The sequence below is a fragment of the Winogradskyella thalassocola genome (assembly GCF_900099995.1).
GTDB classification, from domain to species: domain Bacteria; phylum Bacteroidota; class Bacteroidia; order Flavobacteriales; family Flavobacteriaceae; genus Winogradskyella; species Winogradskyella thalassocola.
This window is the reverse complement of the sequence record NZ_FNCZ01000003.1, coordinates 456988-471346: the sequence shown is the minus strand read 5'-3', so window position 1 is coordinate 471346 and position 14359 is coordinate 456988. Positions and strand designations below refer to the sequence as shown.

At 33.4% G+C, this 14359-nt stretch carries 15 protein-coding genes; 5 read left to right on the top strand and 10 right to left on the bottom strand.

All coding sequences use genetic code 11. The features are described from left to right. Nucleotides 1-311 (top strand): transposase (locus BLT80_RS11225; RefSeq protein WP_139181054.1); only part of this gene is annotated, 311 nt, incomplete at its 5' end. A gap of 48 nt (nucleotides 312-359) precedes the next feature. On the opposite strand, the gene BLT80_RS11220 is transcribed toward BLT80_RS11225, so the two are convergent. From BLT80_RS11220 to BLT80_RS11190, 7 genes are all read right to left on the bottom strand, one after another. Continuing rightward, nucleotides 360-1148, bottom strand: a complete 789-nt coding sequence (locus tag BLT80_RS11220) for a hypothetical protein (protein ID WP_092467958.1) — start codon at nucleotides 1146-1148, stop codon at nucleotides 360-362. Between the two features lie 485 nt (nucleotides 1149-1633). Continuing rightward, complete coding sequence (locus BLT80_RS11215) at nucleotides 1634-2830, bottom strand: tyrosine-type recombinase/integrase (RefSeq protein ID WP_092467955.1); 1197 nt, start codon at nucleotides 2828-2830, stop codon at nucleotides 1634-1636. Nucleotides 2831-3005: 175 nt separating this feature from the next. After that, entirely contained in the window at nucleotides 3006-3752 is a 747-nt protein-coding gene (locus BLT80_RS11210) for a YebC/PmpR family DNA-binding transcriptional regulator (protein ID WP_092467952.1), read from the bottom strand. A 312-nt stretch (nucleotides 3753-4064) separates the two neighbouring features. After that, the gene (locus tag BLT80_RS11205) at nucleotides 4065-4352 is read right to left on the bottom strand and encodes a 4a-hydroxytetrahydrobiopterin dehydratase (protein WP_175455592.1); all 288 of its coding nucleotides are present in this window, start codon (nucleotides 4350-4352) and stop codon (nucleotides 4065-4067) included. Nucleotides 4353-4455: 103 nt separating this feature from the next. Continuing rightward, a complete protein-coding gene (locus BLT80_RS11200) occupies nucleotides 4456-5295 on the bottom strand; it encodes a sugar nucleotide-binding protein (protein ID WP_092467948.1) in 840 nt (279 codons plus the stop codon). A gap of 21 nt (nucleotides 5296-5316) precedes the next feature. After that, nucleotides 5317-6399: a glycine cleavage system aminomethyltransferase GcvT gene (gcvT, locus tag BLT80_RS11195; RefSeq protein WP_092467946.1), complete on the bottom strand. Its 1083-nt coding sequence runs from the start codon at nucleotides 6397-6399 to the stop codon at nucleotides 5317-5319. Nucleotides 6400-6534: 135 nt separating this feature from the next. Further along, a complete protein-coding gene (locus BLT80_RS11190; RefSeq protein ID WP_092467944.1) occupies nucleotides 6535-7044 on the bottom strand; it encodes a DUF421 domain-containing protein in 510 nt (169 codons plus the stop codon). Between the two features lie 187 nt (nucleotides 7045-7231). Here BLT80_RS11190 and BLT80_RS11185 point away from each other — a divergent pair, with 187 nt between their 5' ends. After that, entirely contained in the window at nucleotides 7232-7549 is a 318-nt protein-coding gene (locus BLT80_RS11185) for a four-helix bundle copper-binding protein (RefSeq protein ID WP_092467942.1), read from the top strand. Nucleotides 7550-7577: 28 nt separating this feature from the next. After that, nucleotides 7578-9104, top strand: a complete 1527-nt coding sequence (locus BLT80_RS11180; RefSeq protein ID WP_092467940.1) for a GH3 family acyl-acid amido synthetase — start codon at nucleotides 7578-7580, stop codon at nucleotides 9102-9104. Between the two features lie 90 nt (nucleotides 9105-9194). Here BLT80_RS11180 and BLT80_RS11175 read toward each other — a convergent pair whose 3' ends face one another. Then, nucleotides 9195-9803, bottom strand: a complete 609-nt coding sequence (locus BLT80_RS11175) for a hypothetical protein (protein ID WP_394331389.1) — start codon at nucleotides 9801-9803, stop codon at nucleotides 9195-9197. Nucleotides 9804-9999: 196 nt separating this feature from the next. Between BLT80_RS11175 and BLT80_RS11170 the strand changes: the two genes are divergently transcribed. Beyond that, complete coding sequence (locus BLT80_RS11170) at nucleotides 10000-11262, top strand: putative DNA modification/repair radical SAM protein (protein ID WP_092467936.1); 1263 nt, start codon at nucleotides 10000-10002, stop codon at nucleotides 11260-11262. After that, entirely contained in the window at nucleotides 11263-12036 is a 774-nt protein-coding gene (locus tag BLT80_RS11165) for a TIGR03915 family putative DNA repair protein (protein WP_092467934.1), read from the top strand. Here the strand turns inward: BLT80_RS11165 and BLT80_RS11160 are convergent. Both BLT80_RS11160 and BLT80_RS11155 read right to left on the bottom strand, forming a co-directional pair. After that, on the bottom strand, nucleotides 12029-13750 hold the full coding sequence (locus tag BLT80_RS11160) for an FAD/NAD(P)-binding protein (RefSeq protein WP_092467932.1): 1722 nt from the start codon (nucleotides 13748-13750) through the stop codon (nucleotides 12029-12031). The two genes, BLT80_RS11165 and BLT80_RS11160, sit on opposite strands and share 8 nt — an antisense overlap. Nucleotides 13751-13816: 66 nt before the next feature. Continuing rightward, nucleotides 13817-14302 carry a hypothetical protein gene (locus tag BLT80_RS11155; RefSeq protein ID WP_092467930.1) on the bottom strand — a complete coding sequence of 162 codons (486 nt, stop codon included), beginning with the start codon at nucleotides 14300-14302 and terminating at the stop codon, nucleotides 13817-13819. Nucleotides 14303-14359 lie beyond the last annotated feature (57 nt).

The window sequence follows — 14359 nt, the reverse complement described above, 5'->3', positions numbered from 1 at the left end:
CAAGTGAATTGTGTAGTTATGCAGGTCTAACTCCAATGATTAGACAAAGTGGAAGTAGTGTAAAGGGGAGACCAAGAATTAGTAAAATGGGCAATCAAAAACTTCGGAATTTATTATTTATGTGCAGTTTTACAGCTTGCAAATACAACAAAGCATGCAGAGATCTTTATGAGCGAATAGTGGCCAAAGGAAAGAGTAAAAAATTAGCATTAATCGCAGTGTGTAATAAGCTACTAAAACAAGCTTTTGCTATCGCAAAATCTGGGTTAATATTTGATGCAACATATAAAAGTACGCTAGTGAAAAATTAATGGGATTTTACTTGTTTTTTAGCACAGTACTTTGTTACCACCAGTTTTTTATTCCGCTATTATTTCATTTTCGGTTGTTTCGTCTTCCGTTTTTTTACTCAATTTCCATAACCAATAAAGTCCGCCAAGAGGTATTCCAAAAGTCCAAGCAGAACTCAAATATCCCATATATGAAAAACTAATTCCGAACAATATTTGAAAACTTAATAAACTAAACGAAAGTCCGTAAACTGCGCTGTAAGTTATCGCTGGAACATTCAGAAATATTACGGCTATATATTTCAGCCATTTTTTCTTTAGATTACTTTTCTTTATTTTTCTAATTATCCAAATATTAAAAATCGGAACGCATATTGCTAAAATTCCGAATAACCAAAACCAAATCATATTCGGGATTTTCTCTTTTATGTCGAGAGTTTTAATGTGTAATATTTTATTTGAATTATCGTCAAAAGTGATTTCAAATACTCCAAACTCGGTGTCGTTTGAAAATTCAATTTGTGCTAAAGTTGTATTTGGCGCAGTACTTTCTCCTTCTACTGTTGAAAAGGTTTTATTTGCAGTCATAAACTTATAGTCTAATTCTTTCCCAAAATTGTCAACAATTATTTTCCGAAAATTCCCTAAACCTAATTTCAGCGTATCAATGTTCGTGTTTTTATAAGCCTCGTTTTCGATTGCCATAAATGACACACTTTTTTCATAATCTTCTTCAATAAGCGACTCTACAAATCCTTGAGTTGTGTCTTTATAGGTTGATACATTTTTAATGAAATCACAACTTGTAAAAAGTGATATTGTGAATATTAGAAGCAAAGTTTGTTTTAGTCTATTCATTTTTTCAAATTGGTGGTAACGTTTACGTATATGGAAAGTTGCGTGTTTGTGTGCGAGGATTTTCCGAAGGAAAATCGGATGCAAGCAAACAAAGCAACTCACATTGGTTAAGCACTAAACTAGCAATTTTTTATATACATTGTTGTGTTTTCGTTGTTTTTTTTCTTACAATTTTAGGTCAGTCGTAAATCTTTTTTTTGCGTTTCGCTGATCAGTCCGACGCAACAGTTGCGCACTGCTTTGGTCAGTCGGATGTTTTTTGATTTTTTATTCCGCAAACAAGCTAAAAGTCAGATGCGTTTTTATTTTACATTTGAGTGAGAATCCAAAGTGATTTTTGAAATTCCGCAATATGATTTTTCGTTTTTTTCTTTCTTAAAATTCAAAAAAAATTTCGAAAATAAAACTGGGCTTTTTTTGGTTTCGAGTGCGTTCCGCCAATGAAACACAACTGGTTATATCAACACAATAATAGTGAATTATCATTAAAATTTGCGGGATAACAACGGTTTTTCGTGGTTATTATCCCTTTTTTTCATATTATCTACTGTAACGTCTAACGGACTTTTTATCTCCATTAAATTGTGCTGGGCAACGTGCGTATAAATCATTGTCGTTTCTGGCTTACTATGGCCTAAAAGCACCTGAATATACCGCAGATCCACACCGTTCTCTAGCATATGTGTGGCAAAACTATGCCTTAAAGTATGTGGTGATACACTTTTCTTAATATGAGCTAACTCACAAGATTTCTTTAAAAAACTACGTATAGAACTCGCACTGTAGGTATGTCCTTGCTGTCCTTCTACGAAATAGATTTTTGGCTGATAGGTATTGATATAATTAAAAAGTAGAGGTTTTAGTACCTGACTCAAAACAACGGTTCGGTCCTTACGACCCTTGCTTTGTTTTATATACAATTGGTTACGATCTAAATCGATATCTCTTAGTTGTAAATTCAATAATTCCCCAATTCTTAAGCCGCTCGAATAAATAAGACCAATTATAGCACGATGTTTTAAGTTTTTAGTCACTTGTAAAAGATCGATGACTTCTTCTTTAGATAAAACTACTGGTAAATATTTACTTTTCTTAGGTCGTTCTATATTTTGAGAATCAAAGTCTTCAACATTACAGAATGCCGTAAAATATTTTAGTGCACTGATGCATTGCCTATGACTGCTAATGCTGTAATTTTCATAGGCTATAACTTTCTCTAAAAACAATTCGAGGGTTCTTATATTCCATTCGGTTTTAGGAATATCTTTAGTAAAGTCAACAAAACGAAGTATAAAATGACCATATGTAGAAATGGTACTCTCGCTTAAACGTTTACTTTTTAGATAGCCAATACACTCCTTAATAAGCGTTCGTTTTTCTGAAGGTAAATTCTTAAAAAGTTCTAATTGAGAGCTTTTAATGATTTTCTTAGGTTGAATATTGGATTTAGTTACAGGCTGTTTTATGGCACTATAATCAATATAATGGCCTTTTTTTTTTAGAAAATTATAAATGCCTCGTCGATGAATCGCATTATCTGGCACATAAAAAGTACCAAGCGTCTTAGACCATTTAACAGCTTCGTATGTTTTTAATTGAGATTTAAACTCATAATTGAAAACAAATTTAATTCCAATTATATTAATGTTATTATGTTCTAAAGGTAGAAGTGTTATAGTCATAGTTAATTGCTATATCTAGTGCTAAAAAACAAACAACCCTTATAAACAAAAAAGATTGTTTGTTTTAGTACTCATTATTAAGCAATTAAGTTAAACTAAAAATATGAATATCTCAAAAAATGCTATTAATTGTAGCAAAATGGTTGTCACTTACAGAGACAAAATACACTTCAAATTACTCAGCACTTTCATCCATAGTATGATAAACGTTTTGTACATCATCATCTTCCTCTAATTTCTCTAAAAGCTTCTCAACATCTTCTACTTGTTCTGGTGTTAACTTTTTTGTCACTTGAGGAATGCGTTCAAATCCTGAAGAAATAATTTCTATATTATTTTCTTCTAAGTAAGCCTGAATTTTACCAAAGCTTTCAAAGGGTGCATAGACCATAACACTAGTATGTTCAACTCCGTTTTCGTCTTCGTCTGTGTCTTCAAAAATTTCGTCAACACCAGAGTCAATCAACTCTAATTCTAACTCTTCTAAGTCTAAATTATCTCCTTTAATTTTAAAATTACAAGTATGATCAAACATAAAAACGACAGAACCAGAAGTGCCTAAACTACCATCTGTTTTATTAAAACAAGACCGTACATTTGCTACCGTACGTGTATTATTATCGGTTGCAGTTTCAATAAGTACAGCAATGCCGTGTTGTGCATAACCTTCAAACAAAACTTCCTTATAATCACCTTGCGTTTTGTCACTCGCTTTTTTGATAGCACGTTCTACATTATCCTTCGGCATATTTACAGACTTAGCATTCTGTATTACAGCTCTTAGACGCGAGTTACTATCAGGATCAGGACCACCTTCCTTTACGGCCATTACAATATCTTTACCTATACGTGTAAAGGCTTTGCTCATGGCAGACCAACGTTTCATTTTCCTTGCTTTTCTAAATTCGAAAGCTCTTCCCATCTTAAATGTATTTTTAGTTCCTGTAAATCAGGAATCTGTTAACGATTCTATTTTAATGTAAGGTATATAATAACACTGAAATTATATGAAGTGACATTTTTACCATAGCAAATCTAAGAAAATATTGAAATTGTTTGAATAGGAATGAAGCTAAATGTAAAAAAATATAAAATTCGTCATCAAAACCGTCTAAAACAAAAGCTCTGACGTCCATTTATAAGGATGTCTATAAAAACTTCACGTTATATAATAAAGTTAGATTATAGTTGTTTAACCACTCCGATATTTTAAAATTTAACTATTAACCATCAACTATTCCTCAACTTCCACAATAGCCTCAATGGCTTCTGCTAATTTAAAATCTTTAAGCGTTACGCCATCCGCATCATGCGTAGACAATGTTATTTTTAGTACATTGTAAACATTACACCAATTGGGGTGATGGTTTTGCGCTTCGCACTCAAAAGCAATTCTGCTCATGGCACTAAAACAATCTTTAAAATTGTCGAATTCAAATTCAGAATGAATGGCATTTTCGTAATAATCCCAATCTGGAAACTGTAACAATTTCCGTTCTATAGTAGCGTCATCTAATTTCATAATGTGATTTTAATTGGTTTAAAATTGATAAAAATTATTATCCGTTTAAGGTAAATTTAGTTAGATTATTTAATTTACACACTGAACACTGAACACTGAACAATCACTTCCCAAGTTCTTCTAAAATTTCCTGACTCGTAATTTGAAGGTGTTTTGGTAGTTTATTAAACTTCGGAAGCACAGCTAAATACCGATCTTCATTTGTAGTATAAACTTGTTTTATGACTACTCTCTTTCTTGTAATATGTGTTAGTACTTCTTGTGTAAATTCATCATGATGCACTAAATCTGTACTTCCTAAGTGAAAAACACCGTACTTATTTCGATTAATAATATAATGAATTTGTTGTGTTAGCTTTTTATCGAGCATCACATTCATTATTAAATTCGGAAAAACTTCAACGGCATTCGTTTCAGAAATTGCGTCTTTCATTTCTAAAATTCTTGGCGAATTTGCACCAAAAACCATTGGAAGTCTTATAATAGCAACTTGTTTTTTAGATAAGCGTAAAAGTGAATTTTCAATTTTTATTTTAAAATGGCCATACACACTATGACTTAGGGTTTTATCTAACTCGTAACTTGGAAATTTACTATAAGCATCGAACACATTAGCCGAAGACAGAAAGAGTATTTTACAATTAGTTGCTACAACATATTCGATGATATGCTGGTGTGCAATAAACTGCGCGTTAAAATCACCTCGTAATGCAGAGATAATAATAGACGGTTTACAAGCCTCTAGGATCTCATAAACATCATCTTCTTCAACATTATATTGAAAGAATTGCTGATTGAGTTCGTATTCTTTTTTCGGAGTTCTATACGTTCCAAACGTTCTAAAATAAGGTCCTAATTCTTTATAAATAGCATTACCAATATAACCACTGGCACCAAGTATAAGTATGCGATGTTTTTGATTTTCAGTCTGTTTTTTCTTCATTCATCAAACTACATTCAAAAATTACCCTTTATAAAATGGCGGTTTCACAACCGTTGCAGGAATGGCTTTTTTACGCACCTGAATAAATATTTTACTATCCACTTTAGAAAATACTGTAGGTACATAACCCATACCAATACCAATGCCTAAACTAGGACTCATAGTACCAGAAGTAACAACACCAATCGTTTTTCCGCTGCTATCTACAATATCGTAACCATGACGCGGAATACCACGTTCATCGAGTTTAAAAGCGACTAATTTACGTTCTGGAGTGTGTTCTTTTTCGGCTTTTAAAGCTTCGCTATTAGTAAAGTCTTTGTTGAATTTACAAACCCAACCTAAACCAGCTTCAATTGGCGATGTGGTATCATCAATATCATTACCATATAAACAGTAACCCATTTCCAAACGCAACGTATCTCTTGCTGCTAAACCTATGGGTTTAATGCCGAAATCAGCTCCAGCTTCAAAAACTTTGTCCCAAACTTGTTTCACTTCGGTGTTTTTACAGTAAATCTCAAATCCGCCACTACCAGTATAACCTGTAGCCGAAATGATCACATTTTCAACACCTGCAAAATCACCAACTACAAAATTGTAGAATTTTATGGCAGATAAATCATGACTCGTTATAGACTGCATCGCTTCAACAGCCTTTGGACCTTGAATCGCTAATAACGAATAATCTTCGCTTAAATCGCGCATCTCAGCACCTACATCATTTTTAGACGATATCCAGTTCCAATCTTTTTCAATATTACTCGCATTAACGACTAATAAATACGTTTCTTCTTTTAATTTGTATATGATTAAATCATCTACAACACCACCATCATCATTTGGTAAACAGCTGTATTGTGCTTTTCCAATTTCTAATTTAGAAGCATCGTTACTCGATACTTTTTGAATCAATTCTAAAGCATGTGGACCTTCAATTAAAAATTCACCCATATGAGAGACATCAAAAACTCCAACCGAAGTCCTAACTGTTTCGTGTTCTATGTTTACACCTTCGTATTGAACCGGCATGTTATAGCCAGCAAAAGGAACCATTTTAGCACCAAGTGCTTCGTGAGTAGAGGATAAAGCAGTATCTTTCATTGTGAATTGTTTTAATTTTAGATGTGCAAAACTACATAAATTTTACGAAGAATTTCATAATTTGATGCTAAGGAAATTGAGGATTTTTCAAAGAAATCAGTCTCAAGTTTTAAGTCTGTAATTATATTGTAAATTCTAAAAATCCATAATCCAATCGTCAATGGCTTTGTCATCAGTACCGTGTAACACCGAAATATCACCAGTAGATTCAAAAACAACAGCCTTAACTTCTGATAGTTGAATTACATTCGCTTCACGTAATTTGGCCTTTACATCAGATTCAGTCACTTTACATTTCGTTAAATTATCTTTAAGTAGTTGACCGTTTTTCATCAATAAGGTCGGTTTATTGTCGACTAAATTTCTGATGGGTTTATAATGTCTTGCAGCAGCAACGATCATTTGTAAACTATAAATAAGCACTAAACCAATAATACCATATTGAAGCGAAACCGATTTAGAAACAATAACCGTTGCCAATATGGAACCAATAGAAACCGTCATGGCAAAATCGAAACTAGACATTTTAGAAAAACTGCGTTTGCCACTAATCCGTGTTAAAATCACTAAAGCGATGTAAATACCAATAGCGGTTAATACTATCGCAAAAAGTCCGTTTGAAGAAAATTTAAACCAGTCATTCATGTCCTTAATATTTTAGAATTTTATTAGCCTCAATATGCTATAAATTATAAAGATCTTTTAACTCAAACAATTATTAGATTACACTAATTGCATTTTCACTAAATGGGTTAATTCTTTTCCGAATCGCAATAATCGTTTTAGATGCAATATTGGATATTAGTGGAAATTAATTCTAAATACAATAATTATGAAAGCGACTTATAGAAATGCGATTGAAGCCTGTCAGAAATGTATAGTGGATTGTAGAATATGCCTAACCGAAATGGCAGGAAAAGAAAGTATGAACGATTGCCCAAAGTGTTGCATACAATGTGCAGATGCCTGTGATGCTTTACTTAAAATGATGACCTCAGATAGTGCATATGTTAAACAATACGCCTTGTTATGTGCCGAAATTTGTGAGTACTGTGCAGATCATTGCGAAGAACACAAACACGAACACTGCATAGAATGTGCTAAATCGTGTAGAGCATGTGCTGAAGCTTGTAGAAAAATTGCAGGATAATTATAGAATCAAAAATTGAAATTAAAAAATGGCCATACTAGGAAACATTATAAAAGGAGTGATTGAACTGAAGAATACGTTTACGTCTGAAGTGATTCATGAAGAAGCTCAAGAACAAGTGCTTAAAGAATTACTTGAAACAGCGAAAGCTACCCAATTCGGAAAGTTCTACGATTTTGAAAGTATTCTTGAAACTTCTAATTTACAACAAAGCTTTGCGAAGCATGTGCCATATTTTGATTACAAAAAAATAAACGAAAGATGGTGGCACAAGTATCACGAAGGCGAAAGTAACGTCACATGGCCAGGGAAGCCATCTTATTTTGCATTGAGTTCTGGTACCACAGGAAAAACAAGTAAACGCATTCCGGTAACAGATGCCATGATTGATGCCATAAGAAATGCAGGAATTAAACAGGTGTTTGCCTTAAAGAATTTTGATTTACCTGCAGATTTTTTCGAAAAGGAAATTATGATGCTCGGGAGTTCTACTGATTTGGAGGAAAATAACGATCACCTCGAAGGCGAAATTAGTGGTATTAGTGCGAGTAATATTCCGTCGTGGTTTAGAGGTTATTACAAACCAGGTGTAGAAATATCGCAAATTGAAGATTGGGACGAACGCGTGCAGCGTATTGCAGAACGTGCTAAAGATTGGGATATCGGTGCGTTAAGTGGTATTCCATCGTGGATAGAATTGATGCTTCAAAAAGTGATAGATTATCACAATCTTAATAATATTCATGAAATTTGGCCCAACCTACAAGTCTATACCTCTGGAGGAGTTGCTTTTGGTCCGTATAAGAAAAGTTTTAATGCCTTATTAGGAAAACCAATCACAGTTATCGATACCTATTTAGCGTCCGAAGGGTACATCGCAACCCAAGTACGACCAGAAACCGATGCTATGCAATTGAATACCGATAATGGCATTTATTTTGAATTTGTGCCATTTAAACCCGAATATATCAACGAAGATGGTTCGTTAACAGATGAAGCACCAGCTTTAACTTTAGATCAAGTAGAACTAAATCAAGATTACGTATTAATTATAAGTACCGTTAGTGGAGCGTGGAGATACCTTATTGGTGATACCATTGAATTTACCAATATTGAACGCGCCGAAATTAAAATTACAGGACGTACAAAATTCTTTTTAAACACTGTAGGTTCGCAATTATCCGTTAATAAAATGGATGCAGCCATGCGCGAATTAGAGGAGCAATTCGATACTACAATTCCTGAATACACCATCTGCGCTAAACGTGGAGACGATGATGAGTTCTATCACTATTGGTATTTAGGTTCGGACTTAGAAAGTGTTAATAATTCCACCATTGCAGAGGCTTTAGACAAAAGCTTAAAATCTGCCAATAAGAATTATAAAGTGGCTAGAAGTAAAGCTCTAAAAGGTGTGAAAGTAAAAGTGATTTCACCAAATCGTTTTTATGACTGGAACGAAAGAAACAAAAAGAAAGGTGGCCAAGTAAAAATGGAACGTGTTATGGGAGAAGAAAAGTTTAAAGACTGGGAAGCGTTTATTAAAGAGTCTTAGAAGATTTCAACTGAATTAAACATACAAAAAAGCTATTATTTTAATAATAGCTTTTTTGTATTTACCATTTTAAATTGCTGTGATTAATTATTAATCAATGTCTTTTTCTGCATCTCTATGCTCTACCAATTCCATAATCTCTTCAGGTGATAAATAATACTTCTTAATCCGATCTTTATACGATTGGGTGATATCCGCATTATTCAAAATAAAATCTTTGGTTTTTAAAATGTAATCTTCCATACCATGTGCAACAGCAAATGAATCTGCGGCACGCTCGGCTTCAACAATATGATTCTGTGAAAACAAATATTTTAGTCCAAACCAAATGAGATTGAGCTTGCTTCGATTTTGATAATCCATAATATGACCTAATTCATGACCAATCCAGCCGATAAAAATAGCATCTGGAATATGTCGCGTTAAAAATTCCTTATCCGCAATTTTAAATTTTTCACTAATCAGAATCACATAATTTCGATTTTTCCTGCTTTTAAAGAAACTTCCAAATGTAGGTCTAGCTTGCATGGTCGATTTCTTAATATTTTTCTTAAACCGAAATTCTATTTTGGTGTCCTTCAACTGCGGATAATACGCTAAAGCTTTAGTTACATTTATTTTTATATCGGCTGGTATCTTGTGCTGTGCACTCATAGTGTTGTTTAGGCTTAAAATAATGATGATTATGAAATGTTTCATATGCTAGAAAATTAAGGCTTAAATCCGACGCTGTTTAAATGATATCATCAAAATATTAACCCATTTGAATTCCTAATAATTAACATTTTGAAATAAGCATTAGTTTTTGGGTTACTACAAATGGAAGCAATCACAAGCTACTATATGTAGTATTTTTGTGGTTAAGATTTTAACTTAAGATTTAGGAGGAAAATATTTGTCTTTTCAACGTACCCAAGAAAAATTAAAAATACTAGCAGATGCTGCAAAGTATGACGTATCGTGTTCGTCTAGCGGAAGTAAACGCGCTAACACCAATAAAGGATTAGGAGATGCTACAGGCATGGGAATTTGTCATTCCTATACCGAAGATGGTCGCTGTGTATCTTTATTAAAAATTCTATTAACTAACCATTGCATTTTTGATTGTGCCTATTGTGTCACTAGAAAAAGTAATGATGTAAAACGTGCCGCTTTTAAAGTGCAAGAAGTGGTGGATTTAACCATTAATTTTTACCGCAGAAATTATATTGAAGGGCTTTTTCTAAGTTCTGGTATTTTTAAAAGTGCCGATTATACTATGGAACGTTTGGTTGCTGTAGCGAAGAAATTACGATTGGAAGAAAACTTTAACGGCTATATTCATCTAAAATCTATTCCTGGAGCGTCTGATGAATTGATGCGTGAAGCCGGACTCTACGCAGATCGGTTAAGTGTGAATATTGAAATTCCGACCGAAGCCGGACTAAAAAAATTAGCACCAGATAAGAAGCGTGAAGATTTTATAAAGCCGATGGTGAAGGTGAAAAATGAAATTATTCAATATAATGCCGAAAAGAAAATCATTAAAAGCACACCAAAATTTGCGCCTGCTGGTCAGAGTACACAAATGATTATTGGGGCGAGTGGTGAGAATGATTTTCAGATTATGCAAACCTCAAATCACTTTTACAAAAGCTATAATTTAAAACGTGTGTATTATTCAGGTTATGTACCTATTAGCTATGATGATCGTTTACCACAAATTGGCAGTGCTGTACCTATGCTTCGTGAAAATAGATTGTATCAAACTGATTGGCTCATGCGTTTTTACGGTTTTGATGTCAGTGAAATTTTAAACGAACAACATCAAAATTTAGATTTAGATGTAGATCCCAAATTGAGTTGGGCATTACGAAACCTTCATGAATTCCCTGTTGATGTAAATACAGCTGACCAGCGCATGTTAGCCAGAATTCCTGGTTTAGGAATGAAATCGGTGTTTAAAATTATAAATGCCAGACGCTTTAGAAAATTGAATTGGGAACATCTTAAAAAAATAGGAGTTGCGTTAAATAGAGCACAATACTTTATGGTGTGTGATAGCAATCAATTTGAAAAACGGGATTTAACCTCAGAAAAGATTAAAGGCTTAATCCTTCAGAATTCAACGAGTAAGTATCAGAAAATGTTGAGTAATCAATTAAGCTTATTCGGATAGATGCAAGCCAAAAATCTCATATACGACGGCACTTTTGATGGTTTTCTATCAACCATTTTTTATGTTTTTGAACATAAATTAAAAACGGTAACCATTCAAAATGAGTTTACCGTACAGCAAGGTTTGTTTTCAGAAAATGAATCAATTCCTACTGATGAAGTTAAGGCGAATCGTGTGTGGAAAGGTATCAAATCGAAGTTGTCATCTCACGGAAGTTACCAATTGTATTATGCTTTTTTAAGTGAAGACATAGGAGTAGAGGACTTACTTTTAGATTATATACAGTATGCGTTTTCGCAACAAAAGAAAGTGGATAAAGATTATTCTCATCCTTCCATTTTAAAAATTGCACAAATAGCAAAATCTGTAGGACGAGAAAAGCATCGTATGGAAGCTTTTGTGCGCTTTCGGTTAACTAAAGATGACATCTATTTCGCTAGTATAGAACCCGATTTTAATGTGCTGCCTTTAATTGAAAAGCATTTTAAGAGACGTTATGCCGATCAAAAATGGGTGATTTATGATATAAAACGTGGTTATGGATTATTCTACGATTTGGAAACAGTTGAACTTATAAATATGGATTTTCCTGAGAATTTCAACGTTACTAAAACCGACGATACCTTTTTTGCGACTCAAGAATTCGAATTTCAAAAACTATGGCAAGATTATTTTAAAGCTACCAATATTGCCTCTCGAAAAAACATGAAACTTCATATTAGACATGTGCCAAAACGGTATTGGAAGTATTTAAGTGAAAAGCAACCTAATTAGCGTTTAGTCGCTTCACGTAAGCTTTTGCCCAATCTTCAATACGTGGTCCAAAACATTCTAAAATAGCATCCACACCAATCACGCTACCTTTGGCCAAACGACCTAAAACGGCAATAGGCACATCGTCTTTAGCTTCAGGTGTAATGACATAACCATCAGCAGTTGTTTCGATACCTAATTTTGAATGGATAGGTTGTATCAAATCATTTTGAAGTAAATCTTTAATTAAAGGCGTGTTGACTTCAAGTAACTTTGGAGCGTCCAAAACACTATTAATCATCACAGAACAGGTGATGGATTCATTATTAGAATTTTTTAAAGTCCAGCCTTCCGCTGTTAAGTCTATGTCAGGATCAGTGACAAAGTCTAGTGTCAATATATCTGCATCAACCAAAGCTAAAACTTGCTGCATACTTTCAATCGGTGGTCCGTAAGAATAACGTTTACTACGTTCGTCTAAGGCAATCACTTTATCTATAATGTCATTATTTACTTTAGCATGCGAAAAAGCTTTGTATAAGGTCGGCTGACAATGACGCCAAACTTGTCCGATGCAATAATCGAGAGAAACAGGAATGGTACCTAAAGCCATTTCAATATAATTCTGAATCAACTTATATGTTGAACTATTAGAATCTTGAATTAATGGATGGTTATAATGGTCATCATTTAACCAATTTAAGATTATGACCTCTAATTCAGAAGAACTTAAGGCATGTGCTAGGCCTTTATCTTCTAAGTCTAAATAAACACGCGATGTAATTTTAGCAATAGGATGCGTTAAAAAATCTATGGTATCTGTTTCAGTGGTTTGTTGTGAAACGGCTTCGATTTCAGATTTAAAACTATCTAATTCTTCTTTCGTAGGTTGGTACCACGAATCAATCCTTTCGTTTAGAGGCTTCGGAACTAATGGTAAACCGTCTAATGAAAACGGAATTAGTTTTAAATCTTGTGACTTGCTCTTATAATAAATGGTTTTAAAAGTATCTTTATTTATCACTTTAAAATTTCCAAAATCATTAATGGTAAGATAACGCATTACGTCAATCATAGCTAAGCCAAAACCTCTAATGGCAATATTGATATTTGTGTTATTTTTTATAGTCTTTAATTGTGTAATCGGGTAAGTATTTTCAAAAAGCGTTAAAGAATTATGAGAAACCACATGCGATTGCCATTTTTGTAATTGGTCAGAAAGTGTTGTGGGTTGGTGACCTATAGTTAGTAGTAAATCATCATATTCCCTAGCATTGTCTTTAGTTGAAATTTCGAGTTTTTTATTTTTTAAATTGATGTTTCTAACTTCCGCTTTAATAAATTTAAAAGTATCTAATTTCTCTAAGATATTTTCAATGGATTTATAACGGGCATTAAGATAATTTCCGAGTTTATTTCGCGCCGGAAAAGTATCAGGGTCATCACTGTTTTGAGAAAATTGACACCACTCATGATAAGACGGGAATTCATCAATGGTAACATTACTGTAGTCAATTTGAGGTCGCTTTTCTATTCCTGTTAATGCACGTTCTGTTATATTAATCCAATTGGAATCTGGTTGCGATTTATCCCAAACATTTCCGGTGCCAGGACTGCTAGTCGCATCAAAAACATGAATGCCAATAAGTACATCAGCTTTACTAAGTTCAATGAGAAGGTTCTCTAAAGCGTATAGACCTCTTGGCCCCATTCCTATGATTGCAAGTTGTTTCATATGAATTAAAAATAATAAAAAAACCACCTCGTTAAAGGTGGTTTTAGATATATAATTTTAAAAAGTTTAAAATTGGTATCTAATACCTAAAGCGATATCAAAATCAAGATCATCATTAAAATCACCAAAACCAAGTTCTGGTCTAAAGTCTAAAGATAATAATAAAGGAAAATCAAAACTGTATTCTATACCAACATCACCAGCGATAAATGCAAAAGTTTCGTTATAATCTTTTTCATCATTATAGTTGTCAAAACTATAAGAACCAAGTCCACCACCAGCACCAGCATACCAGTTGAATCCTCCTTCTATATTCCAAACCCATTGGTAAATACCTGCTAATTTAAAACCATCATAGTTTTTACTATTTCTCCAACCTAAATCTACTTCTAATCTGTTGTTACCACCAAGTGCACGTTGATATGAAACCTCTGTTCCAAAGCCATCGCTATCACCTAATCGTAGTCCAATTGCATTTTCTGCAATGTCTTGTGCGTTAGATAAACTTGCAAATCCTATGGCGAATACACCTAATAAAAATAATTTCTTCATAATAATATTGAGTTTTAAATTCTTAGTTTTAGCAATTAGTTATGTGCTAATTTTCTA

What these genes read in the sequence shown, in the direction of transcription:
- BLT80_RS11210 (WP_092467952.1), bottom strand. Translation starts at nt 3,752, where the DNA reads ATGGGAAGAGCTTTCGAATTTAGAAAAGCAAGGAAAATGAAACGTTGG.
- BLT80_RS11200 (WP_092467948.1), bottom strand. Translation starts at nt 5,295, where the DNA reads ATGAAGAAAAAACAGACTGAAAATCAAAAACATCGCATACTTATACTT.
- BLT80_RS11165 (WP_092467934.1), top strand. Translation starts at nt 11,263, where the DNA reads ATGCAAGCCAAAAATCTCATATACGACGGCACTTTTGATGGTTTTCTA.
- BLT80_RS11180 (WP_092467940.1), top strand. Translation starts at nt 7,578, where the DNA reads ATGGCCATACTAGGAAACATTATAAAAGGAGTGATTGAACTGAAGAAT.
- BLT80_RS11215 (WP_092467955.1), bottom strand. Translation starts at nt 2,830, where the DNA reads ATGACTATAACACTTCTACCTTTAGAACATAATAACATTAATATAATT.
- BLT80_RS11160 (WP_092467932.1), bottom strand. Translation starts at nt 13,750, where the DNA reads ATGAAACAACTTGCAATCATAGGAATGGGGCCAAGAGGTCTATACGCT.
- BLT80_RS11175 (WP_394331389.1), bottom strand. Translation starts at nt 9,803, where the DNA reads ATGAAACATTTCATAATCATCATTATTTTAAGCCTAAACAACACTATG.
- BLT80_RS11185 (WP_092467942.1), top strand. Translation starts at nt 7,232, where the DNA reads ATGAAAGCGACTTATAGAAATGCGATTGAAGCCTGTCAGAAATGTATA.
- BLT80_RS11190 (WP_092467944.1), bottom strand. Translation starts at nt 7,044, where the DNA reads ATGAATGACTGGTTTAAATTTTCTTCAAACGGACTTTTTGCGATAGTA.
- BLT80_RS11205 (WP_175455592.1), bottom strand. Translation starts at nt 4,352, where the DNA reads ATGAAATTAGATGACGCTACTATAGAACGGAAATTGTTACAGTTTCCA.
- gcvT (WP_092467946.1), bottom strand. Translation starts at nt 6,399, where the DNA reads ATGAAAGATACTGCTTTATCCTCTACTCACGAAGCACTTGGTGCTAAA.
- BLT80_RS11155 (WP_092467930.1), bottom strand. Translation starts at nt 14,302, where the DNA reads ATGAAGAAATTATTTTTATTAGGTGTATTCGCCATAGGATTTGCAAGT.
- BLT80_RS11220 (WP_092467958.1), bottom strand. Translation starts at nt 1,148, where the DNA reads ATGAATAGACTAAAACAAACTTTGCTTCTAATATTCACAATATCACTT.